This is a genomic window from Ruegeria sp. HKCCA5426 (genome assembly GCF_013034585.1).
Lineage (GTDB): Bacteria > Pseudomonadota > Alphaproteobacteria > Rhodobacterales > Rhodobacteraceae > Ruegeria.
This window is the reverse complement of sequence record NZ_WQGH01000003.1, coordinates 1-16,895: the sequence shown is the minus strand read 5'-3', so window position 1 is coordinate 16,895 and position 16,895 is coordinate 1. Positions and strand designations below refer to the sequence as shown.

The following is a 16,895-nucleotide window of genomic DNA, read 5'->3' as shown; positions in this document are numbered from 1 at the left end:
CACGTTTCCTTCTACTTCAGACGTTGGACATAGGTGGCCCGATCCGGGTCGAACCACGTTTTTGAAAACTCGACCGGCTCCGGTCCCTCGGACCAGCTGAACCGCTCAATATAACCCGCCGTTTCGCCAGCGGGTTTGGTAAAGGAATCTGGTGTCCACTTGGGCAGCGCGCGGACCGAAACGCGATCCTCGGCCCGCGTGATCCAGAAACCAAGCTGCTGCTGATAATAACGATAGAGCGAATCCGACAGCAGCGCCTGATCGACTTTTCCGGCGGAATCATCCAGCCAGATTTCCTCGACCGCGATGATTGTGTCATTCAAATAGCGCATCCGCCGCACCCGCGAGCCTTTGGCCGAGGTGCCGAATTCCGGCAGATCGGCGGGCTTTTCAAGATGATCCACCGACAGGATATCGGCGCGCGGCAGGCCACCGCCTTGGGGCAGTTCCAGCCGGAACATCGCATAAACACTGTTCTGCGTCCCAGTCTCGCGGATGTAATTGCCCGAGCCCTGAATACGCTCCAACATCCCTTTTTTCTCAAGCTCAGCCAGCGATTTTCGCAGCGTCCCGACCGAGACATTCAGGTTCGCCGCCATCTCGCGCTCGGGCGGCAACCGTTCACCATCAATCAAGCGACCCGCAGCGACATCGCGGATCAAAAGCTCGGCGATCTGAACATAGATCGGCAGCGCGTTGGGGTTGCGGCTGTTGGCAGTCATTTCGGGGTGGTTCACCGAGTCGCGGAAAAAATTGATACACTATTGATCTACATCAATGTGATTGCTACGCAAGAGGAAAGTCAAAAGATGCACGGAGAACGAATCAAATGACCATCGTCCCCATCACATCCCCCGATCTGGATGCGGCCGAAGTTTCTTGGTTTGCGGCGCTGTGTTCGGATGACTATCAGTTCTTGGGCGTGCCGGACGGCGACCTGCGGTCGAGTTGGGAGCATTGTTCCGGCATCGTGCGCGAGGCCGAGGCGCAGGGCTTTCGTAACATTCTGTGCCCGTCTTCCTATCAGGTCGGTCAGGACACGCTGAGTTTCGTGGCAGGCTGCGCGCCAATCACCGAAAAGATCAACCTGCTGGCCGCCGTGCGCTGTGGCGAGATGCAGCCCATCATGCTGGCCCGTACCATTGCGACGCTGGATCACATGCTGCAGGGGCGGCTAACGGTGAACATCATATCATCCGATTTCCCCGGTGAGAAAGCCGACAGCGCGTTCCGCTATCAACGCTCGCGCGAGGTAGTCGAGATTCTCAAGCAAGCGTGGACACAGGATGAAATCAACCACGCGGGTGAGGTCTATAACTTCTCGGGCCTGACCACTGATCCGGCCAAGCCTTACCAAACCGGCGGACCGCTTCTGTATTTCGGAGGGTACTCTCCTTCCGCGTTGGACCTGTGTGGCGAGCATTGCGATGTCTATTTGATGTGGCCCGAAACCAAGGATCAACTGGCCGAAAGAATGAAGGCCGTACACGCGGTTGCAGAAAACTACGACCGCACACTGGATTACGGCCTGCGCGTGCACATGATCGTCCGCGATACCGAGGCCGAAGCGCAGGAATATGCGGATTACATCGTCTCGAAACTGGATGATGAATATGGTCGTGCGATCCGGGAACGGGCGCTGGACGCGACGTCTTTGGGCGTAGCGCATCAGGCTAAGAACCGCGATCTGGCGGATGAATATGGCTATGTCGAACCCGGTCTGTGGACAGGCGTCGGCCGCGCGCGCTCGGGCTGCGGCGCAGCTTTGGTCGGGTCAACCGATCAGGTCATGTCCAAGATCGAGGAATATCAGAAGATGGGTATCCGCGCTTTCATCTTCTCGGGCTACCCGCACATGGATGAGGCAAAGCACTTTGGTGCCCGTGTCATGCCCAACCTGAAAACCTGTTCGCTGCCCGAAGCCTATGGGCGCGTACCCGCAACCACCCCGGCCACCCCGCTGGGCAACGGAGTTCGTCGCTGATGCAACGTGTAAAACTATCCAACACGCTGGAAATGAGCCGCCTTGTCTATGGCATGTGGCGGCTGGGCGATGACAGCGATACCTCGGCGTCTCATGTCGAGGCCAAGATTCAAGCCTGCCTAGATCAGGGCATTACCAGTTTCGATCAGGCGGATATCTATGGCGATTACGGGGCCGAGGCTGTATTGGGCAATGCCCTGCGCGCCAATCCTGCGCTGCGCGCGAAGATGGAGATCGTCACCAAGTGCGATATCGTGGCACCGATCGGGCGATATTCGGACGCGAAGGTCAAATACTATGACACCTCGCGCGCGCATATTCTGAATTCGGTTGAGACTTCTCTGACCGAAATGGCCATCGACCATATCGACCTGCTGCTGATCCACCGCCCTGATCCGTTCATGAATCACCATGAAACCGGCGCCGCGCTGGACGAAATGGTTGCCAGCGGCAAGGTCCGTGCGGTTGGTGTGTCAAATTTCCGACCTTGGGACTGGACCCTGCTGCAGTCAGCGATGAATACACCGCTGGTCACCAATCAGATCGAAATTTCTCTGGGCGAGATCAGCCCATTTACCAATGGCGATCTGGCCTTTCACCAGCAGCATGGTCAGCCCGTGATGGCGTGGTCGCCGCTGGGAGGCGGGATGTTGATGGCCAGAAACCCACCTGTCGGGGTAGTCGCGGATGAAATCGCTGCTGAATTCGGTGTGGACCGCGCGGCGGTGGCTGTTGCGTTCCTACTGGCTCACCCAGCAGGTATCCTTCCGGTTATGGGCACCAACAACCTGTCCCGGATCAAGACCATCTCGGACGCATTGAAAGTTAATCTGGATCGCGAAAGCTGGTTCCGCCTGTACGAGGCGGCGCTGGGGCATGAGGTACCATGATGAATGCAATCTCAAAGGACATGACCCACACATTCGTCCCGCACAAGGACGACACCCGCACGTTGCGGGACGCCTTTGGACGGTTCGCCACAGGTGTCACGATCGTCACCTGCAACAGCGATGACGGCCCAGTCTGTATCACGGCGAACAGCTTTTCGTCCCTGTCGTTGGACCCGCCGCTGATCATGTGGGCCGGTGACCGCAACTCGCGTCGGTTCCCCTATTTCCACAAGGCACGCCATTTCAGTGTGCACGTGCTATCGTCGGAACAGGCCGAACTATGTTTTGGATGCTCGAAAGACGCGTTTGCGCTGCGGGAAATTGACCATGACCGGTGCGGGAACGGAACACCGCTGCTGCCGGATTGCCTGGCGCGGTTCGAATGCGAACAGCACGCCTATCACGACGCAGGCGACCACGTGATCGTCGTGGGCAAAGTTCTCAAGGTCAGCATGGCGGATGGAGACGCGCTGACCTTTTACGCCGGGAAACTCGGCCAATTCGCGCAGAACTAAGCGCGATCTGACGACCGCAGGACAAACCTGCGGCTGAACAAGGGAGGATCCGCATGGGCGGACTGGCGTCGGTGCTTGCGCCGATTGCATTCGTGAACGAAACCGTGCTGCGTTTTGGCCGCGCGGTTGGCATTGTTGCGATTGCATTAATGGTGATCGCAATCCTGATTCAGGTGTTCTTCCGATACGTTTTGGGCAACGCCCTGCCCTGGCCGGATGAGGCCGCGCGGTTCTGTATGTTGTGGATGACCGGGTTGATGGCGCCTACCGCGTTCCGGCGTGGCGGGTTCGTTGCAATCGACATGGTGCCCATGATGCTGCCGCGTGTGCTGGGGCAGTTGCTGACCTTGTTTTTGCTGATCGTTTCACTTGCCGTTCTGTTGGTGGCGGTCAATATCGGCTGGTCCGAAGTGACCGGCTTTGGCGGCAAGTTTGCGACGGCTGCGCTGTATATCCCCACCTCCTTCGGGTTCGACGAGTGGTACCGCGTCCCACGTAGCTGGATGATGGCTTCGTTGCTGGTTGGGGTGATCCTACTGATCGCGGTGAATATCGAGCTGATCCTGCGGGCCATCCTGACTTTGTTGGGGGGCGGAGACCTGTTGCCCAAAATCGCAGACGCACCGGTGGGGGCTGAATAGATGCTGATCTGGTTCCTGCCCACCTTTCTGATTTTCCTGATGATCGGCCTGCCGGTCTTTTTCGCCCTTCTGGCCGCGCCCGGCATTCTGTTGTGGCTGAACGGCCAGACCAACGACATCACGTTGCTGTATCGGAACGTCTATAACGGCATGGACAGCTTTCCCCTGATGGCGATCCCGTTCTTCATGCTGGCCGGAGAGTTGATGAACCGCGGCGGCATCACGATCCGTCTGGTCGAGTTCTCTCAGGCGTTGATGGGTCACTTCCGAGGCGGTCTGGCCCATGTGAACGTCCTGAGTTCAATCCTGTTCGCTGGCCTCTCGGGGTCGGCGGTGGCCGATACCTCGGCACTGGGGTCGATGCTGATTCCGGCGATGGAGAAACAGGGTTATACCCGCCGCTTCGCTGCCGCAATCACAGCGGCCAGTTCGGTGATCGGGCCAATCATTCCCCCCTCGGGGATCATGATCATTTACGCCTACGTCATGGGTGAAAGCGTGGCGGCCCTGTTCCTTGCGGGCATCGTGCCCGGCGTGATGGTCGGCGTCGGTCTGATGCTGATGATCAAGGTGATGGCCGACAAGTACGACTTCCCTGTCGCCAGCCGCAAATACACATGGCCCGAGCGTCGTCAGGCCAGCCTCAAAGCGTTCTTTCCGCTGCTGACACCCGTCATCATTCTGGGCGGCATCCTCGGCGGCATCTTCACCCCGACAGAGGCCGCTGCGGTCGCTGTAGGCTATGCATTCATCATCGGGTTCTTCGTCCTGCGCACGCTGACCCTGAAAGAAGTGCCCGAGATCCTGAGCAACGCGGGTCTGACCTCGGCGGTCGTCTTGCTGCTGGTCGGTGCCGCGATGGCGTTCAAGACGGTTGTCAGCCTCAGCCATGCGCCGGAACAACTGGCGGCGCTGATCCTTGGCCTGTCGGAAAACCCACTTATCCTGCTGTTCCTGATCAACCTACTGCTGTTTGTCGTCGGCATGTTTCTGGACGCTGGCCCGGCGATCATCATCCTTGGCCCCATCCTTGCGCCCATCTTCACCAGCCTTGGTGTGGACCCGATCCACTTTGCCATTATCATGAGCGTCAACCTGACCGTCGGCCTTGCCACGCCACCCATGGGGCTGGTGCTATTCGTGGCCGCTGCCGTGTCGCGCGAAAAGGTCGAGACCATCGCCAAGGCGATTCTGCCGTTTCTGGCTGTCGAAATCATAGTGATCTTCTTGATCACCTATGTCCCCGCACTATCCATGACGATCCCGAGGATAACGGGATTTGCAAACTAAACTGAGTATCACAGGGAGGAAACGAATGCTCAGAAGATTTATCAAAACCGCAGCGGTGGCCACCTCGGTGCTGGCCGCATCCGCACTTGCCGCCACCGCCGCAGACTACACCCTGCGCGCCACCGCGAACTCGAACGAAAACGACGAAGACTATGACGGTCTGATCGTTTTCAAGAACTATGTCGAGGCCGCATCGAACGGCGCGATTGAAGTCGAGTTGTTCATTGGCACCCAGCTTTGCTCGAACGGGGCTGAATGTCTGCAGGGCGTGGCAGATGGCACCATCGACATCTACATCTCAACCTCGGGCGGCGCGTCGGGCATCTTCCCCTATGTTCAGGTACTGGACCTGCCCTACCTGATGGCGGATGATCGCGTGGCCGAGCACGTGCTGTCCGGCGATTTCACTCGCAAGATGCGCGAAATGGCTCTTGAGGATTCCGGTGGCGCGATCCGTCTGATGACCATCGGCAACACCGGAGGCTGGCGCAACTTTGCCAACACGCAGCGTCGGATTGCTGAACCAGCCGATATGGAAGGTCTGAAAATCCGCACGGTGGTCGCGGACCTGCCGCAGGAACTGGTTAAGGCGTTGGGTGCGTCGCCCACACCGATCCCGTGGCCAGAACTGTTCACCAGCTTTCAGACCGGTGTGGTTGAAGGGTCGAAAAACGGCATCACCGACATCATGGGGATGAAATTCCCGGATGCGGGTCTGCAATACGTCACACTGGACGGCCACGCCTATATGGGCGCGCTGTGGTGGATGAACAACGCCAAGTTCCAAGAGATGCCCGAGGACATGCGCCGTGTCGTGGTCGACGGATTCTACGCGCTGCAACAGGCGACCTTTGCCTCGCCCAAGCGCAAGTCGATCCAGGCTTATGAAGATTTCGTCGCCGGTGGTGGAGATCTCTATGTCCCGACGCCCGAACAGAAGGCTGCCTTCAAAGAGGCCGCAACCCCTGTCTATGAGTGGTTCCAGACCAATGTGGACCGTGGGGATGAGGTGTTCAACGCGCTGACCGAGGCCGTCGCCGAGGCGGAGGCCGACATCAACGCCTCACGCGATGCGGACCTGAACTAAGCGAACAGGGCCGGGCGATGGCGTCCGGCCCTTACCGAAACGGGTACATCCACCCTTTGTAGTCATTTACCAAAACATGCGCCCTTTCGATCTGCTCCGGCGACATTTTCTTGACCACTTCCTCAAGGCTGATCGCCGCGTCGGGATCGCCGCCAATGGCGCTGAGCGTGTACCACATATAGGCCCTAACCAGATCGGGTGCGGGCATTCCCAGACCCAGTTCATAGTACCAGCCGATACCCGATTGCGCCCCCGGGTGCCCCTTCATCGAGGCGCGCAGATACCATTCAAACGCGCGTTCGTAATCCTGTTCGACCCCCAGCCCAAGACCGTACATGACGCCGATCAACTCCTCGGCCTCGGCATTGCCGGACCGTGCCGCTGGCAGCAGTTCTTCGCGCGCGGCTTCAAATTCACCGGCTTCCATCATGTCGCGGGCCTGTTCCAGTTCGGCCAGCGCCGGGGATGCAAAAAGACAAAGGGCAAATACAAGCTGGCGCATGGGGTTTTCTTCCTGTTCGTCGGCGTCGCTGCGGCACAGGACTTGCCGCGCCCGCTGACCGATGATGACTTTATCCTCTTTGATAGGGAACAGGCCGCCATCGGTCATCAACTGTTTTACGATCCCATCCTGTCGGGCAATCAGAACATCGCCTGCGCCCATTGCCACCACCCGGATTTCGGCACCTCCGACGGGTTGTCGCTTGGGATTGGGGAAGGCGGACAGGGGCTGGGGCCCGAGCGCACACCGGGTGTCGGTGCGAATAAAATCCGCAAGCGCATTCCACGCAATTCGCCCGGTCTCTGGAACCTTGGGGCTAAGGACATTCACACCGTCTTCCACGATGGCCGTCTAAGTATCTCGGACGTTTACGGCAACGGTTTCAACTCACCCGCGCAGGAATGGATACCTGAAGGGTTGAACTCATTACTGGCTGCGCAAGCGCTATTTCCGCTAACCTCGCAATTCGAAATGGCCGGAAATGTCGGCGAAAACCAGGTGACCGGGGCGGTTGCTGATCGGATTGATCTGGGTTGGCCGATCCTTGCCAAACGCGTGCGCATCGATCCGCGCTATGGCCCTGCGATGGTCGCCGCCTTTGATGAGGTCATCACGACCGAGGACATCACGATTACCCAGATCGCGAACGCGCTGGCCGCGTTCATGGCCGTTGAGTGGCGCAGCACGGACAGCCCGTTCGATCAATATCTTGCAGGCGACGCCAACGCCCTGACACCTGCCCAAAAGGACGGGATGGCCTTGTTTTTCGGTAAGGCCCAGTGTTCCACCTGCCATTCCGGTCCGTTGATGTCAGATCAGAAATTCCACGCGCTGGCCTTGCCGCCCTTTGGTCCGGGCCGTACCCGGCAATGGGACCCCTACGTGCGCGACGTCGGTCGCATGGGGGAAAGCGACCGGCTAGAAGATGCTTATCGCTTTCGCACGCCGATGCTGCGCAACGTGGCTCTGACCGCGCCATATGGACATAACGGCGCGTTTCCCGATCTCGAAAGCATGATCCGCCATCACCTGAACCCGGAACGCAGCCTGTCACAATGGACCCACGACATGGCGGCTTTGCCCAAGGTACCCTGGCTGCACAAAGCCGATTTCTTGGTCTGGGATGACAGGTTGGAAATGGACCGGCAGCGCAGCAAGATTGACATCACTCCGCTGCAACTGTCGGACGCCGAAATCACAAAGCTCGTGGCGTTTCTGAACGCACTGACCGGGACGAGCGTGGACACGCCACCATTCGGCGTGCCCGACAATTTCCAACCCTAAGAAAAACCCCGCACGTGGCGGGGTTCTCGTTACTCTGCGGCTTCCTCATATTCTGACATGGGCGGGCATGTGCAGACGAGGTTCCGATCCCCATACGCATTATCGACGCGGTTGACCGGCGACCAATACTTGTCGACACCCATGGAACCCGGAGGGAAACACGCCTGTTCCCGGGTATAGGGGCGATCCCAGTCGCCGACCAGATCGCGCACCGTGTGGGGGGCGTTTTTCAGCGGGTTGTTTTCCGCGTCGATCTTGCCGTCGATGATGTCCTGCGCCTCGGCCCGGATCGACAACATCGCGTCGCAGAAGCGGTCCAACTCAGCCATCGGTTCGGATTCGGTGGGTTCGACCATAAGGGTTCCAGCCACCGGCCAGCTCATCGTAGGCGCGTGGAAGCCTGAATCGACCAGACGTTTGGCAATGTCATCCACGCTGACATGGGCTGCCTCGTCCAAGGGCCGGGTGTCGAGGATGCATTCATGCGCCACACGACCCGACTCGGACGTGTAGAGGATCGGATAGGCCTCCTGAAGACGCGCCGCGATGTAGTTGGCGTTCAGGATCGCCACTTTGGTCGCCTGCGTCAGACCCGCGCCACCCATCAGCAGCACATAGGCCCAGCTGACCGGCAGGATCGACGGCGAGCCGAAGGGTGCCGCCGAGACCGGACCGACGGCGGTGCCGTATTCCGGGTGGCCGGGCAGGTGTTCCTCAAGATGCGCCTTAACGCCGATCGGACCCATGCCGGGGCCGCCGCCGCCATGCGGGATGCAGAAGGTTTTGTGCAGGTTCAGGTGGCTGACGTCGCCGCCGATATCCCCCGGACGCGACAGACCCACCATGGCGTTCATGTTGGCCCCGTCGATATAGACCTGACCGCCGTGATCATGGGTGATCTGGCAGACCTCTTGCACGGTGGTCTCGAACACACCATGGGTCGAGGGGTAGGTGATCATGCACCCGGCCAGATGATCAGAATGCTTCTCGGCCTTGGCGCGGAAATCGTTCAGGTCGATATTGCCGTTCTCATCCGATTGCACCGGCACCACCTGCCAGCCCACCATCTGCGCCGAGGCCGGGTTGGTGCCATGGGCCGAGGTCGGGATCAGGCAGACATTGCGGTGCCCTTCGCCGCGAGCGAAGTGATAGTTGCGGATGGTCAGCAGGCCTGCGTATTCGCCCTGCGCGCCCGAGTTGGGCTGCTGGCTGATCGCGTCATAGCCGGTGATCTGGCACAGCTTGTCGTTCAGATCGGCAATCATCTCATGATAGCCCTGCGCCTGATCTTCGGGGCAGAACGGGTGCAGATTGCCGAATTCGGGCCATGTGACCGGGATCATCTCGATCGTGGCGTTCAGCTTCATGGTGCAGGACCCCAGCGGGATCATCGCCCGGTCCAGCGCCAGATCGCGGTCGGCCAGACGGCGCATATAGCGGGTCATTTCGGCCTCGGCCCGGTTCTTGTGGAAGATCGGGTGGGTCAGATAAGGCGTCTCGCGCAGCGCGTAATCCGGCAGGCGATAGGCAACGTTGGAACTGTCGTCTTGACGGTCGATGCCGAAGGCACCCCAGACGGCCTCAATGGTTTCGGCGCGGGTCTGTTCGTCCAGGCTGATGCCCACTTTCGTCTCGCCGACCTTGCGAAGGTTGACGCCACGGGCCACGGCGGCCTCCATGACGGTCTTTTGCAGATGGCCAACCTCGACCGTGATGGTGTCAAAGAACACTTCTGGTTCGACGGCAAAGCCCGCATCCTCCAGCCCGACGGCCAGACGCGAGGTTTTCCGATGTACCGATTGTGCAATCGCCTTGATGCCATCTGGGCCGTGATAGACCGCATACATCGAGGCAATCACCGCCAGAAGCGCCTGCGCGGTGCAGACGTTCGAGTTCGCCTTTTCACGCCGGATATGCTGCTCGCGGGTCTGCAGCGCCAGGCGGTAGGCTTTGTTGCCACGGCTGTCGATGCTGACACCGATGATACGGCCAGGCATCGCGCGCTTCAGCTTGTCGGTGGTCGCCATATAGGCCGCGTGGGGCCCGCCATAGCCCATCGGCACGCCGAACCGTTGGGTCGAGCCGATTGCAATATCCGCGCCCATCTCACCGGGGGATTTCAGCAGCGCCAGCGACAGGATGTCGGCGGCGACGATGGCGATGGCTTTATGTTCGTGCAGGGCCGCGATTTCCGATGTGAAGTCGCGCACATGGCCGTGGGTGCCGGGATACTGGAAGATCGCGCCAAAGACGGCACCAGCCTCCAGTTGGTCAGGATCGCCCACCTGCACGTCGATGCCCAAAGGTTCGGCGCGTGTTTTGATCACGGCGATGGTCTGCGGGTGGCAGTTGCGGTCGACAAAGAAAGCCGCGTTGTTGGCCTTGGACCGGCCACCGCGTTTGGCCATCGCCATAGCTTCGGCTGCGGCGGTGGCTTCGTCCAGCAACGAAGCATTCGCCACGTCCAGCCCGGTCAAGTCGCTGACCATGGTTTGGAAGTTCAACAGCGCCTCAAGACGGCCCTGGCTGATCTCGGGCTGATAAGGCGTATAGGCGGTGTACCAGGCCGGGTTTTCCAGAATGTTGCGTAGGATCGGAGCGGGCGTGGTGGTGCCGTAATATCCCTGCCCGATCAACGAGGTCAGAACCTTGTTCTTGCTCGCCACCTCTTTCATGTGGAACAGCGCGTCCCGTTCCGTCATCGCCGGACCCCAGTCCAAGGGTTCCTTCTGCCGGATCGCAGCCGGGACGGTGGCGTCGATCAGTTGGTCCAGCGTCTTGAAGCCGATCACCTTGAGCATATCGCGCATCTCGGTCGGGCTGGGTCCGATATGGCGACGGTTGGCAAAGTCATAGGCTTCGTAGTCAGTCAGTTTGAAAGCCATGTGGTGCGCTCCTGTCGGGTAGGTCAGGCCCGGCGGCGACTGCGGGAGCCTCCGGCGGGGATATTTTTAGCCAGATGAAGGGCGGATCCGTGCAAAGATCCGCCGAGGGTTTAGCCGATGAAGTCCTTGTAACCGGCCTCGTCCATCAGATCTTCGAGCTGCGATGCGTCGGTGATCTTTATCTTGTAGATCCATGCCTCACCCTCGGGGTCTTCGTTCAGCGCGCCGGGATTGTCGGCAAGCGTTTCGTTGACCTCGACGATCTCACCATCCACCGGAGCGTAGAGTTCCGAGGCCGCCTTGACGGATTCGATTACGCCGATCTCGCCGTCTTTTGCGAATTCGTCCCCAACTTCCTGCTGTTCCACAAAGACCACATCGCCCAACTGTTCGGCCGCGTGTTTGGTAATGCCCAGCGTTGCAGTGTCGCCGTCAACGTCGATCCACTCGTGCTCTTCGGAATAATAGGTTGCCATCTTGTCTCTCTCCTGACTTCAACGCTTGTAATTCTGGGTAACGAAGGGCAGCGCCACGATCTGTGCGGGTTGCGGTTTGTCCCGGATGATCAGATTGACGGTCTCGCCGGGTGCGGCATGGCCCACGGACACATAGCCCATCGCAACCGGGCCACCCACAGTGGGGCCAAACCCGCCGGATGTGATCTGACCGATTGTGTTGCCTTCGGTACATTGGATTTCAACGCCCTGACGGGCAGGCGCGCGGCCCTCGGGCTTGATGCCCACCAGCCTGCGTGCGGGGCCATCGGCCAATTCCCTTTGAATGCGGTCAGCGCCGGGGAAGCCGCCCTCTTCCTTGCGGCGCTTCTGGATGGCCCATCCTAGCGACGCTTCAATGGGTGAGGTCATCTGGTCGATGTCGTTGCCATAGAGACACAGCCCGGCCTCCAGCCGCAGGCTGTCGCGCGCGCCCAAACCGGCAGCTTCGCAATTGTCATGTGAAAGAAAGGCACGGGTGATCTCGATCGCCTTGTCCTCGGGGATCGAGATTTCATACCCGTCCTCGCCAGTGTAGCCCAGCCGCGAAATACGGCACTCGGTGCCCATGATGTCCGCCACGGTGGTTTCCATGAATTTCAGATCGCGGGCGGCGGGGCAGAGGTCACCCACCATATCCTCGGCCTTGGGGCCTTGAACGGCCACCAGCGCGCGGTCGAAGATCTCGATTACTTCGACACCGTCCAGATTGGCCTGCATATGTGGAATGTCCTGATGACGCAGCGCGGCGTTCACGACGACAAAATAATGATCGCCCGCATTCGACACGATCAGGTCATCCATAATCCCGCCTTCGGCATTCGTGAAAAACCCATAACGCGCCTTGCCCTCTTTCAGGGTCGCATAGGCTTGGGGGCACAGCGTTTCCAGTTTCTCGCCCACACTCTCGCCACGCAGGATAACCTGCCCCATGTGGCTGACATCAAACACAGCCGCCTTTTCGCGGCACTGCTTATGCTCGCCCATAATCCCCAGCGGGTATTGAACCGGCATCTCCCAACCGGCGAAATCGACCATCTTACCGCCAAGCTCGACGTGAAGATCATATAGCGGAGTACGCTTCGGTGCGTCAGTCATATCCGTGACCTTTCCAATCCCGTTGTCAGTCAATGCTGTGCAAAAAGCAATGGTCACCCGACCATTCGGCATACAGGGGCATACAGCAGATTTGTAGCGTATAGGAAACTTTTTTCCGTTACGCAACACCCGCCACGCACGAAATGTATCACGACCGGTTCAGCATTGGGCAAGGCATTCTGACAAATAGAATTATTTTCAAACACTGGCCCAACGGCTCTGGTCCCGACCGGTAACCTGCCCTAAGACTCCGCCCAAGAGGGACGGCCATGTCACATATTACACTGGTGCGTCACGGCCAGGCGAATACAGCAGCACGTGACGAGGCAAACTACGACAAACTCAGCGATCTGGGTCATCAGCAGGCACGCTGGCTGGGTGCTCATTTACAAAGTACACGCGCACATCATCCGCGGGTATTTTGTGGAACGCTCACGCGGCACGTGGAAACCGCCGCCAGCATGGGCTTGCCGGAACCAACGCAGGACGCCCGGTTGAATGAGTTAGAGTATTTCACCATTGCCAAACTGTTCGAGGAACAGCACGGCATTGCAGTTCCGACCGACCGCGAGGAGTTTGTTGAGCATCTGCCGCGCACGTTTGACGCATGGGCCAAGGGGCAAATCACAGGTGCGCCAGAAACCTTCGAGGACTTTGAAGACCGCGTATCTGGTGCGCTGCGTGATATCGGCACGGAAGGCGGGCCTGCGATTGTGGTGACCTCGGGGGGGTTGATCTCGATGGTGGTGCGGCAGGCAATGGGGCTGGATATACCTTCCATGGCACGCGTGGCTCTTGCCATCATGAACACGTCGATGCATCGTCTGCACCCGATCGGTGCACAGCTTGCCCCGGTGCTGTTCAACGCAGTTCCACACCTGGAAGCCCCAGACCGGCAATTCGCCCAGACCCACCTGTAACCGGAGGCTCAGATGCAGCTTTATTACGCCCCCCGCACGATCTCGATCGCTGTTGCCATAGCTCTGGAAGAGGCCGGGCTAGAGTATGAGGCGATCAAGTTGGATTTCCCAAACGGCGAACAGACCAAACCCGCCTACAAGCAGATCAATCCCAAGGGCCGCGTGCCCGCGCTGGTCGTTGACGGGGGCATCCTGACCGAAACCGGTGCGCTGCTGGATTACATCGCCACTGTGGCTCCGCAGGACGGGTTGATTCCGTCTGACCCGATTATGGCCGCGCGGATGCGCGAGGTGATGTATTACCTTGCCTCGACCATGCATGTGAACCACGCCCACAAGGTACGAGGTGAACGGTGGGCCGACAAGGAATCCAGTTGGAAAGATATGCAGGGCAAGGTCACACAAACGATGACGGCCTCTTGCGAATACATTTGCTCGAACGGGCTGCGTGGGCCGTTTGTACTGGGGGATGAGGTCTCGCTTGCGGATATCTACCTTTATGTGGTGTGTAGTTGGCTGGAGGGCGACGGTGTTGATGTGTCGGCCTTTCCCAAGATCATCGCATTTCGCAAGGCGATGGAGGCGCGGCCTTCCGTGCAGGCGGTACGCACTGCCGGAATGCTTTGACTAAAGGAACTGATATGACACTTCTCTGGGTCCGGGCGGAACAGCGCCCGAACGAGGAACGGGTCGGACTAACCCCCGAGGGTGCCGCCGCCCTGATCGCCGCAGGTATCCGCGTGACGGTCGAGGAAAGCCATGTCCGCGCCATCCCATTGCAGGGCTACAAGGATGCAGGCTGCGAGATCGCGACTGAGAATTCATGGCCGGACGCCCCGCTGGATGCGATCATCTTCGGCCTCAAGGAACTGCCCGAAGACGGCACGCCCCTGCCCCACCGCCACATCATGTTCGGCCATGCCTATAAGGGGCAACATTCGGGCCGGGCGCTGCTCCAGCGATTCAAGGCCGGGGGCGGCACGCTGTATGATCTGGAATATCTGGTCGACGAAGACAGCCGCCGGGTTGCCGCCTTTGGCTATTGGGCGGGGTATGCGGGCGCGGCAGTCACGCTGAAGACATGGGCCGCGCAACAACGGGGGCAGGAATGCCCTCCGGTCGGAGTGTATCCGAACAAGGACGCTCTGAACGCCGAGCTGCTTGCCGAGCTGGACGCCACGGGCACCCGCCCCCGTGCTATTGTCATAGGCGCGTTGGGCCGCGTCGGCACGGGTGCTGCGGATATGTGCGAGGCGATGGGCGTTGCCGTCACCAAATGGGACATGGCCGAAACCGCCAGCGGTGGGCCATTCCCTGAAATCCTTGACCATGACCTGTTCCTGAACTGCATCTTCGCGCGCCCCGGCACGCCGGTCTTTGTCCCGCGTGACGCGATGAGCGCACCGCGCAACCTGACCGCCATTGGCGACGTGGCGTGTGACCCCGACAGCGATTACAACCCGGTGCCGGTCTATGACCGCGCAACCACATGGGAAGCACCCGCCCTGCGCGTGGCGACCGATCCAGTGATGGACGTTATGGCCATTGACAACCTGCCGTCGATGCTGCCCGTCGAAAGCTCGGAAGACTACGCCGCACAACTGTTGCCCTCGCTACTGACCCTGACCGATCTGGACAAAGGTGTCTGGGGCAGGGCCGAAACAACCTACAAAACTCATATGAGAGGGATCTGAGCGATGACGATTCACTGGTGTGGCACCGGCCTGTCGGCCATCCCCGGCCTGCGCCGCCTGATCGAGGGCGGCCACAAAGTCACCGTCTGGAACCGGACCATCGACAAGGCCCTCGCCGAGGTCGGAGACCTGACCGACGACATCCGCGCCTTTGACATCGACGCGCTTGGCGTAATGCTGGGAAAAGGCGACGTGATCGTATCCATGCTGCCTGGCGACTGGCACGTTCCTCTGGCCGAGCTGGCGATTGCGAAGGGCGCGAATTTCGTCTCGTCTTCTTACATCGCACCCGAAATGCGCGCGTTGGACGAAAAGGCGCGCGAAGCCGGTGTCGCCCTGATCAACGAAGTGGGTCTGGACCCCGGCATTGATCACCTGATGGCGCACGCGCTGGTCGCCGATTACCGCGCCTCGGATGCGTTTGATCCGCAAAACCACCTGAGTTTCATTTCCTATTGCGGCGGCATCCCAAAGAACCCCAACCCGTTCCGCTACAAGTTTAGCTGGTCGCCTCTGGGGGTGTTAAAAGCCCTACGGTCGCCGTCAAAATCAGTCCGTGACTACGCACCACTGGACGTCGCCCGCCCGTGGGACGCAATCACCAGCTACATCGCGCCTCTGCCAACCCCGGAAAGCTTCGAGGTCTACCCCAACCGCGACTCGCTGCCCTTCATGGCCGAATACCAGTTCGAGGATCACTGGCCGATCAAGGAATTCGTCCGCGGCACCTTGCGCCTGAATGGCTGGGCCGATGCCTGGTCGGACGTGTTCACCGAAATCGAAACCCTGTCCGGCCCTGAAGGCGACGCGCGCCTGAAAGAAATGTCGGATCAGTTCTGGGACGAAAACGCCTATGACGAAGGCGAGCCTGACCGCGTGGTTCTGTGCGTGGGCCTGAAGGCCGAAAAAGACGGCTCCGAGGTCTGGCACAAGACCTATGTTATGGATGCCTGGGGTGACGAACGCGGAACCGCAATGGCGCGACTGGTGTCTATCCCCGTGTCTCTGGCTGTTGAGTCTGTGTTGAATCGCGAAATTCCTGCCGGCGTTCATGCCGCCCCCAGCGATCCTAAGCTTGTGCAAAGCTGGATGTCGGAAGTCGACAAACTGGCTCAGCACTTGCAAGTAGTGACACATTCGACGGACGCCGTGTTCTGAGGGCGCGTGTTCGGGCAAGTAGCACTACAGGGAATTTTTGCGCTGGGCGCCTCTTCCTCCTATTCCCGGGGGGAACCATCACATAGTAATAGCTGCAGAAGTGGCTATTACTGAGCTGATTTGGCAGGATTTGGCGTATAGAACTGGAGGCCACTTGGAAGTGATTGAGTTCGTTGCGTGAGACGAAACACAAGCGGTTTTAACCTCTTCAGCCTATTGTCGCCCTCCCGGACGAAGCAATTACTCAGCAGTCAGATCGGTTCGCATCAATCTAGTAAGGGGGCCGTGGCCCCGGTGGGGCCGCGTAAGCTCCGATTAACGACGCGGTGAAGGCATTAAGCGATTGATCTGGTGGCTCAATTGTAGTCTGAACGGGCTGTGTTGTGGTTTTCTGACGTTGGTTGCGGGAGTAGGATTTGAACCTGCGACCTTCAGGTTATGAGCCTGACGAGG

Annotated in this window: 16 protein-coding genes; 11 read left to right on the top strand and 5 right to left on the bottom strand. The window is 59.5% G+C overall.

Annotated elements, in window-relative coordinates; all coding sequences use genetic code 11:
* Window positions 1-11 precede the first annotated feature (11 nt).
* Window positions 12-722 carry a GntR family transcriptional regulator gene (locus GOV87_RS05200; RefSeq protein ID WP_171124618.1) on the bottom strand — a complete coding sequence of 237 codons (711 nt, stop codon included), beginning with the start codon at window positions 720-722 and terminating at the stop codon, window positions 12-14.
* Window positions 723-829: 107 nt separating this feature from the next.
* On the opposite strand from GOV87_RS05200, the gene GOV87_RS05195 reads away from it, so the two are divergent.
* Genes GOV87_RS05195 through dctP form a run of 6 tightly spaced genes read left to right on the top strand, consistent with a single transcriptional unit; the run spans window position 830 to window position 6,407 of the window.
* Window positions 830-1,984: an LLM class flavin-dependent oxidoreductase gene (locus GOV87_RS05195; protein WP_171124620.1), complete on the top strand. Its 1,155-nt coding sequence runs from the start codon at window positions 830-832 to the stop codon at window positions 1,982-1,984.
* Complete coding sequence (locus tag GOV87_RS05190) at window positions 1,984-2,874, top strand: aldo/keto reductase family oxidoreductase (protein ID WP_171211075.1); 891 nt, start codon at window positions 1,984-1,986, stop codon at window positions 2,872-2,874. The genes GOV87_RS05195 and GOV87_RS05190 overlap by 1 nt, the downstream gene beginning before the upstream one ends.
* A complete protein-coding gene (locus tag GOV87_RS05185) occupies window positions 2,874-3,389 on the top strand; it encodes a flavin reductase family protein (RefSeq protein ID WP_171126455.1) in 516 nt (171 codons plus the stop codon). Before GOV87_RS05190 ends, GOV87_RS05185 begins: the two co-directional genes overlap by 1 nt.
* 53 nt (window positions 3,390-3,442) lie before the next feature.
* The gene (locus GOV87_RS05180) at window positions 3,443-4,030 is read left to right on the top strand and encodes a TRAP transporter small permease (RefSeq protein WP_171124624.1); all 588 of its coding nucleotides are present in this window, start codon (window positions 3,443-3,445) and stop codon (window positions 4,028-4,030) included.
* Window positions 4,031-5,320 (top strand): TRAP transporter large permease, encoded by a 1,290-nt coding sequence (locus GOV87_RS05175; RefSeq protein ID WP_171124626.1) that lies wholly within the window; start codon window positions 4,031-4,033, stop codon window positions 5,318-5,320.
* A 25-nt stretch (window positions 5,321-5,345) separates the two neighbouring features.
* Entirely contained in the window at window positions 5,346-6,407 is a 1,062-nt protein-coding gene (gene dctP, locus GOV87_RS05170; protein ID WP_171211074.1) for a TRAP transporter substrate-binding protein DctP, read from the top strand.
* A gap of 31 nt (window positions 6,408-6,438) precedes the next feature.
* On the opposite strand, the gene GOV87_RS05165 is transcribed toward dctP, so the two are convergent.
* Window positions 6,439-6,909 (bottom strand): tetratricopeptide repeat protein, encoded by a 471-nt coding sequence (locus tag GOV87_RS05165; protein ID WP_170485844.1) that lies wholly within the window; start codon window positions 6,907-6,909, stop codon window positions 6,439-6,441.
* Window positions 6,910-6,951: 42 nt separating this feature from the next.
* Between GOV87_RS05165 and GOV87_RS05160 the strand changes: the two genes are divergently transcribed.
* Window positions 6,952-8,193 carry a cytochrome-c peroxidase gene (locus GOV87_RS05160; RefSeq protein WP_171211073.1) on the top strand — a complete coding sequence of 414 codons (1,242 nt, stop codon included), beginning with the start codon at window positions 6,952-6,954 and terminating at the stop codon, window positions 8,191-8,193.
* Window positions 8,194-8,222: 29 nt separating this feature from the next.
* Here the strand turns inward: GOV87_RS05160 and gcvP are convergent, their stop codons facing one another.
* From gcvP to gcvT, 3 genes are all read right to left on the bottom strand, one after another.
* Window positions 8,223-11,078 (bottom strand): aminomethyl-transferring glycine dehydrogenase, encoded by a 2,856-nt coding sequence (gene gcvP / locus GOV87_RS05155; RefSeq protein WP_171211072.1) that lies wholly within the window; start codon window positions 11,076-11,078, stop codon window positions 8,223-8,225.
* A gap of 110 nt (window positions 11,079-11,188) precedes the next feature.
* Window positions 11,189-11,554: a glycine cleavage system protein GcvH gene (gene gcvH, locus GOV87_RS05150; RefSeq protein ID WP_171124633.1), complete on the bottom strand. Its 366-nt coding sequence runs from the start codon at window positions 11,552-11,554 to the stop codon at window positions 11,189-11,191.
* An 18-nt stretch (window positions 11,555-11,572) separates the two neighbouring features.
* Window positions 11,573-12,670 (bottom strand): glycine cleavage system aminomethyltransferase GcvT, encoded by a 1,098-nt coding sequence (gene gcvT / locus GOV87_RS05145; protein WP_171211071.1) that lies wholly within the window; start codon window positions 12,668-12,670, stop codon window positions 11,573-11,575.
* Between the two features lie 269 nt (window positions 12,671-12,939).
* On the opposite strand from gcvT, the gene GOV87_RS05140 reads away from it, so the two are divergent.
* From GOV87_RS05140 to GOV87_RS05125, 4 genes are read left to right on the top strand one after another with little or no spacing between them, the layout of a single operon-like run.
* Window positions 12,940-13,590, top strand: a complete 651-nt coding sequence (locus GOV87_RS05140) for a histidine phosphatase family protein (RefSeq protein WP_171211070.1) — start codon at window positions 12,940-12,942, stop codon at window positions 13,588-13,590.
* Between the two features lie 12 nt (window positions 13,591-13,602).
* A complete protein-coding gene (locus tag GOV87_RS05135; RefSeq protein ID WP_171124639.1) occupies window positions 13,603-14,217 on the top strand; it encodes a glutathione S-transferase family protein in 615 nt (204 codons plus the stop codon).
* A gap of 14 nt (window positions 14,218-14,231) precedes the next feature.
* Window positions 14,232-15,284, top strand: a complete 1,053-nt coding sequence (locus GOV87_RS05130; protein WP_171211069.1) for a saccharopine dehydrogenase — start codon at window positions 14,232-14,234, stop codon at window positions 15,282-15,284.
* Between the two features lie 3 nt (window positions 15,285-15,287).
* Window positions 15,288-16,442, top strand: coding sequence for a saccharopine dehydrogenase family protein (locus GOV87_RS05125; protein ID WP_171211068.1), 1,155 nt, complete (start codon window positions 15,288-15,290; stop codon window positions 16,440-16,442).
* Window positions 16,443-16,895 lie beyond the last annotated feature (453 nt).

Excerpts from the sequence above, each read along its gene's own strand:
- GOV87_RS05200 (WP_171124618.1), bottom strand. The coding sequence starts at position 722 with ATGACTGCCAACAGCCGCAACCCCAACGCGCTGCCGATCTATGTTCAG.
- GOV87_RS05195 (WP_171124620.1), top strand. The coding sequence starts at position 830 with ATGACCATCGTCCCCATCACATCCCCCGATCTGGATGCGGCCGAAGTT.
- GOV87_RS05190 (WP_171211075.1), top strand. The coding sequence starts at position 1,984 with ATGCAACGTGTAAAACTATCCAACACGCTGGAAATGAGCCGCCTTGTC.
- GOV87_RS05185 (WP_171126455.1), top strand. The coding sequence starts at position 2,874 with ATGAATGCAATCTCAAAGGACATGACCCACACATTCGTCCCGCACAAG.
- GOV87_RS05180 (WP_171124624.1), top strand. The coding sequence starts at position 3,443 with ATGGGCGGACTGGCGTCGGTGCTTGCGCCGATTGCATTCGTGAACGAA.
- GOV87_RS05175 (WP_171124626.1), top strand. The coding sequence starts at position 4,031 with ATGCTGATCTGGTTCCTGCCCACCTTTCTGATTTTCCTGATGATCGGC.
- dctP (WP_171211074.1), top strand. The coding sequence starts at position 5,346 with ATGCTCAGAAGATTTATCAAAACCGCAGCGGTGGCCACCTCGGTGCTG.
- GOV87_RS05165 (WP_170485844.1), bottom strand. The coding sequence starts at position 6,909 with ATGCGCCAGCTTGTATTTGCCCTTTGTCTTTTTGCATCCCCGGCGCTG.
- gcvP (WP_171211072.1), bottom strand. The coding sequence starts at position 11,078 with ATGGCTTTCAAACTGACTGACTACGAAGCCTATGACTTTGCCAACCGT.
- gcvH (WP_171124633.1), bottom strand. The coding sequence starts at position 11,554 with ATGGCAACCTATTATTCCGAAGAGCACGAGTGGATCGACGTTGACGGC.
- gcvT (WP_171211071.1), bottom strand. The coding sequence starts at position 12,670 with ATGACTGACGCACCGAAGCGTACTCCGCTATATGATCTTCACGTCGAG.
- GOV87_RS05140 (WP_171211070.1), top strand. The coding sequence starts at position 12,940 with ATGTCACATATTACACTGGTGCGTCACGGCCAGGCGAATACAGCAGCA.
- GOV87_RS05135 (WP_171124639.1), top strand. The coding sequence starts at position 13,603 with ATGCAGCTTTATTACGCCCCCCGCACGATCTCGATCGCTGTTGCCATA.
- GOV87_RS05130 (WP_171211069.1), top strand. The coding sequence starts at position 14,232 with ATGACACTTCTCTGGGTCCGGGCGGAACAGCGCCCGAACGAGGAACGG.
- GOV87_RS05125 (WP_171211068.1), top strand. The coding sequence starts at position 15,288 with ATGACGATTCACTGGTGTGGCACCGGCCTGTCGGCCATCCCCGGCCTG.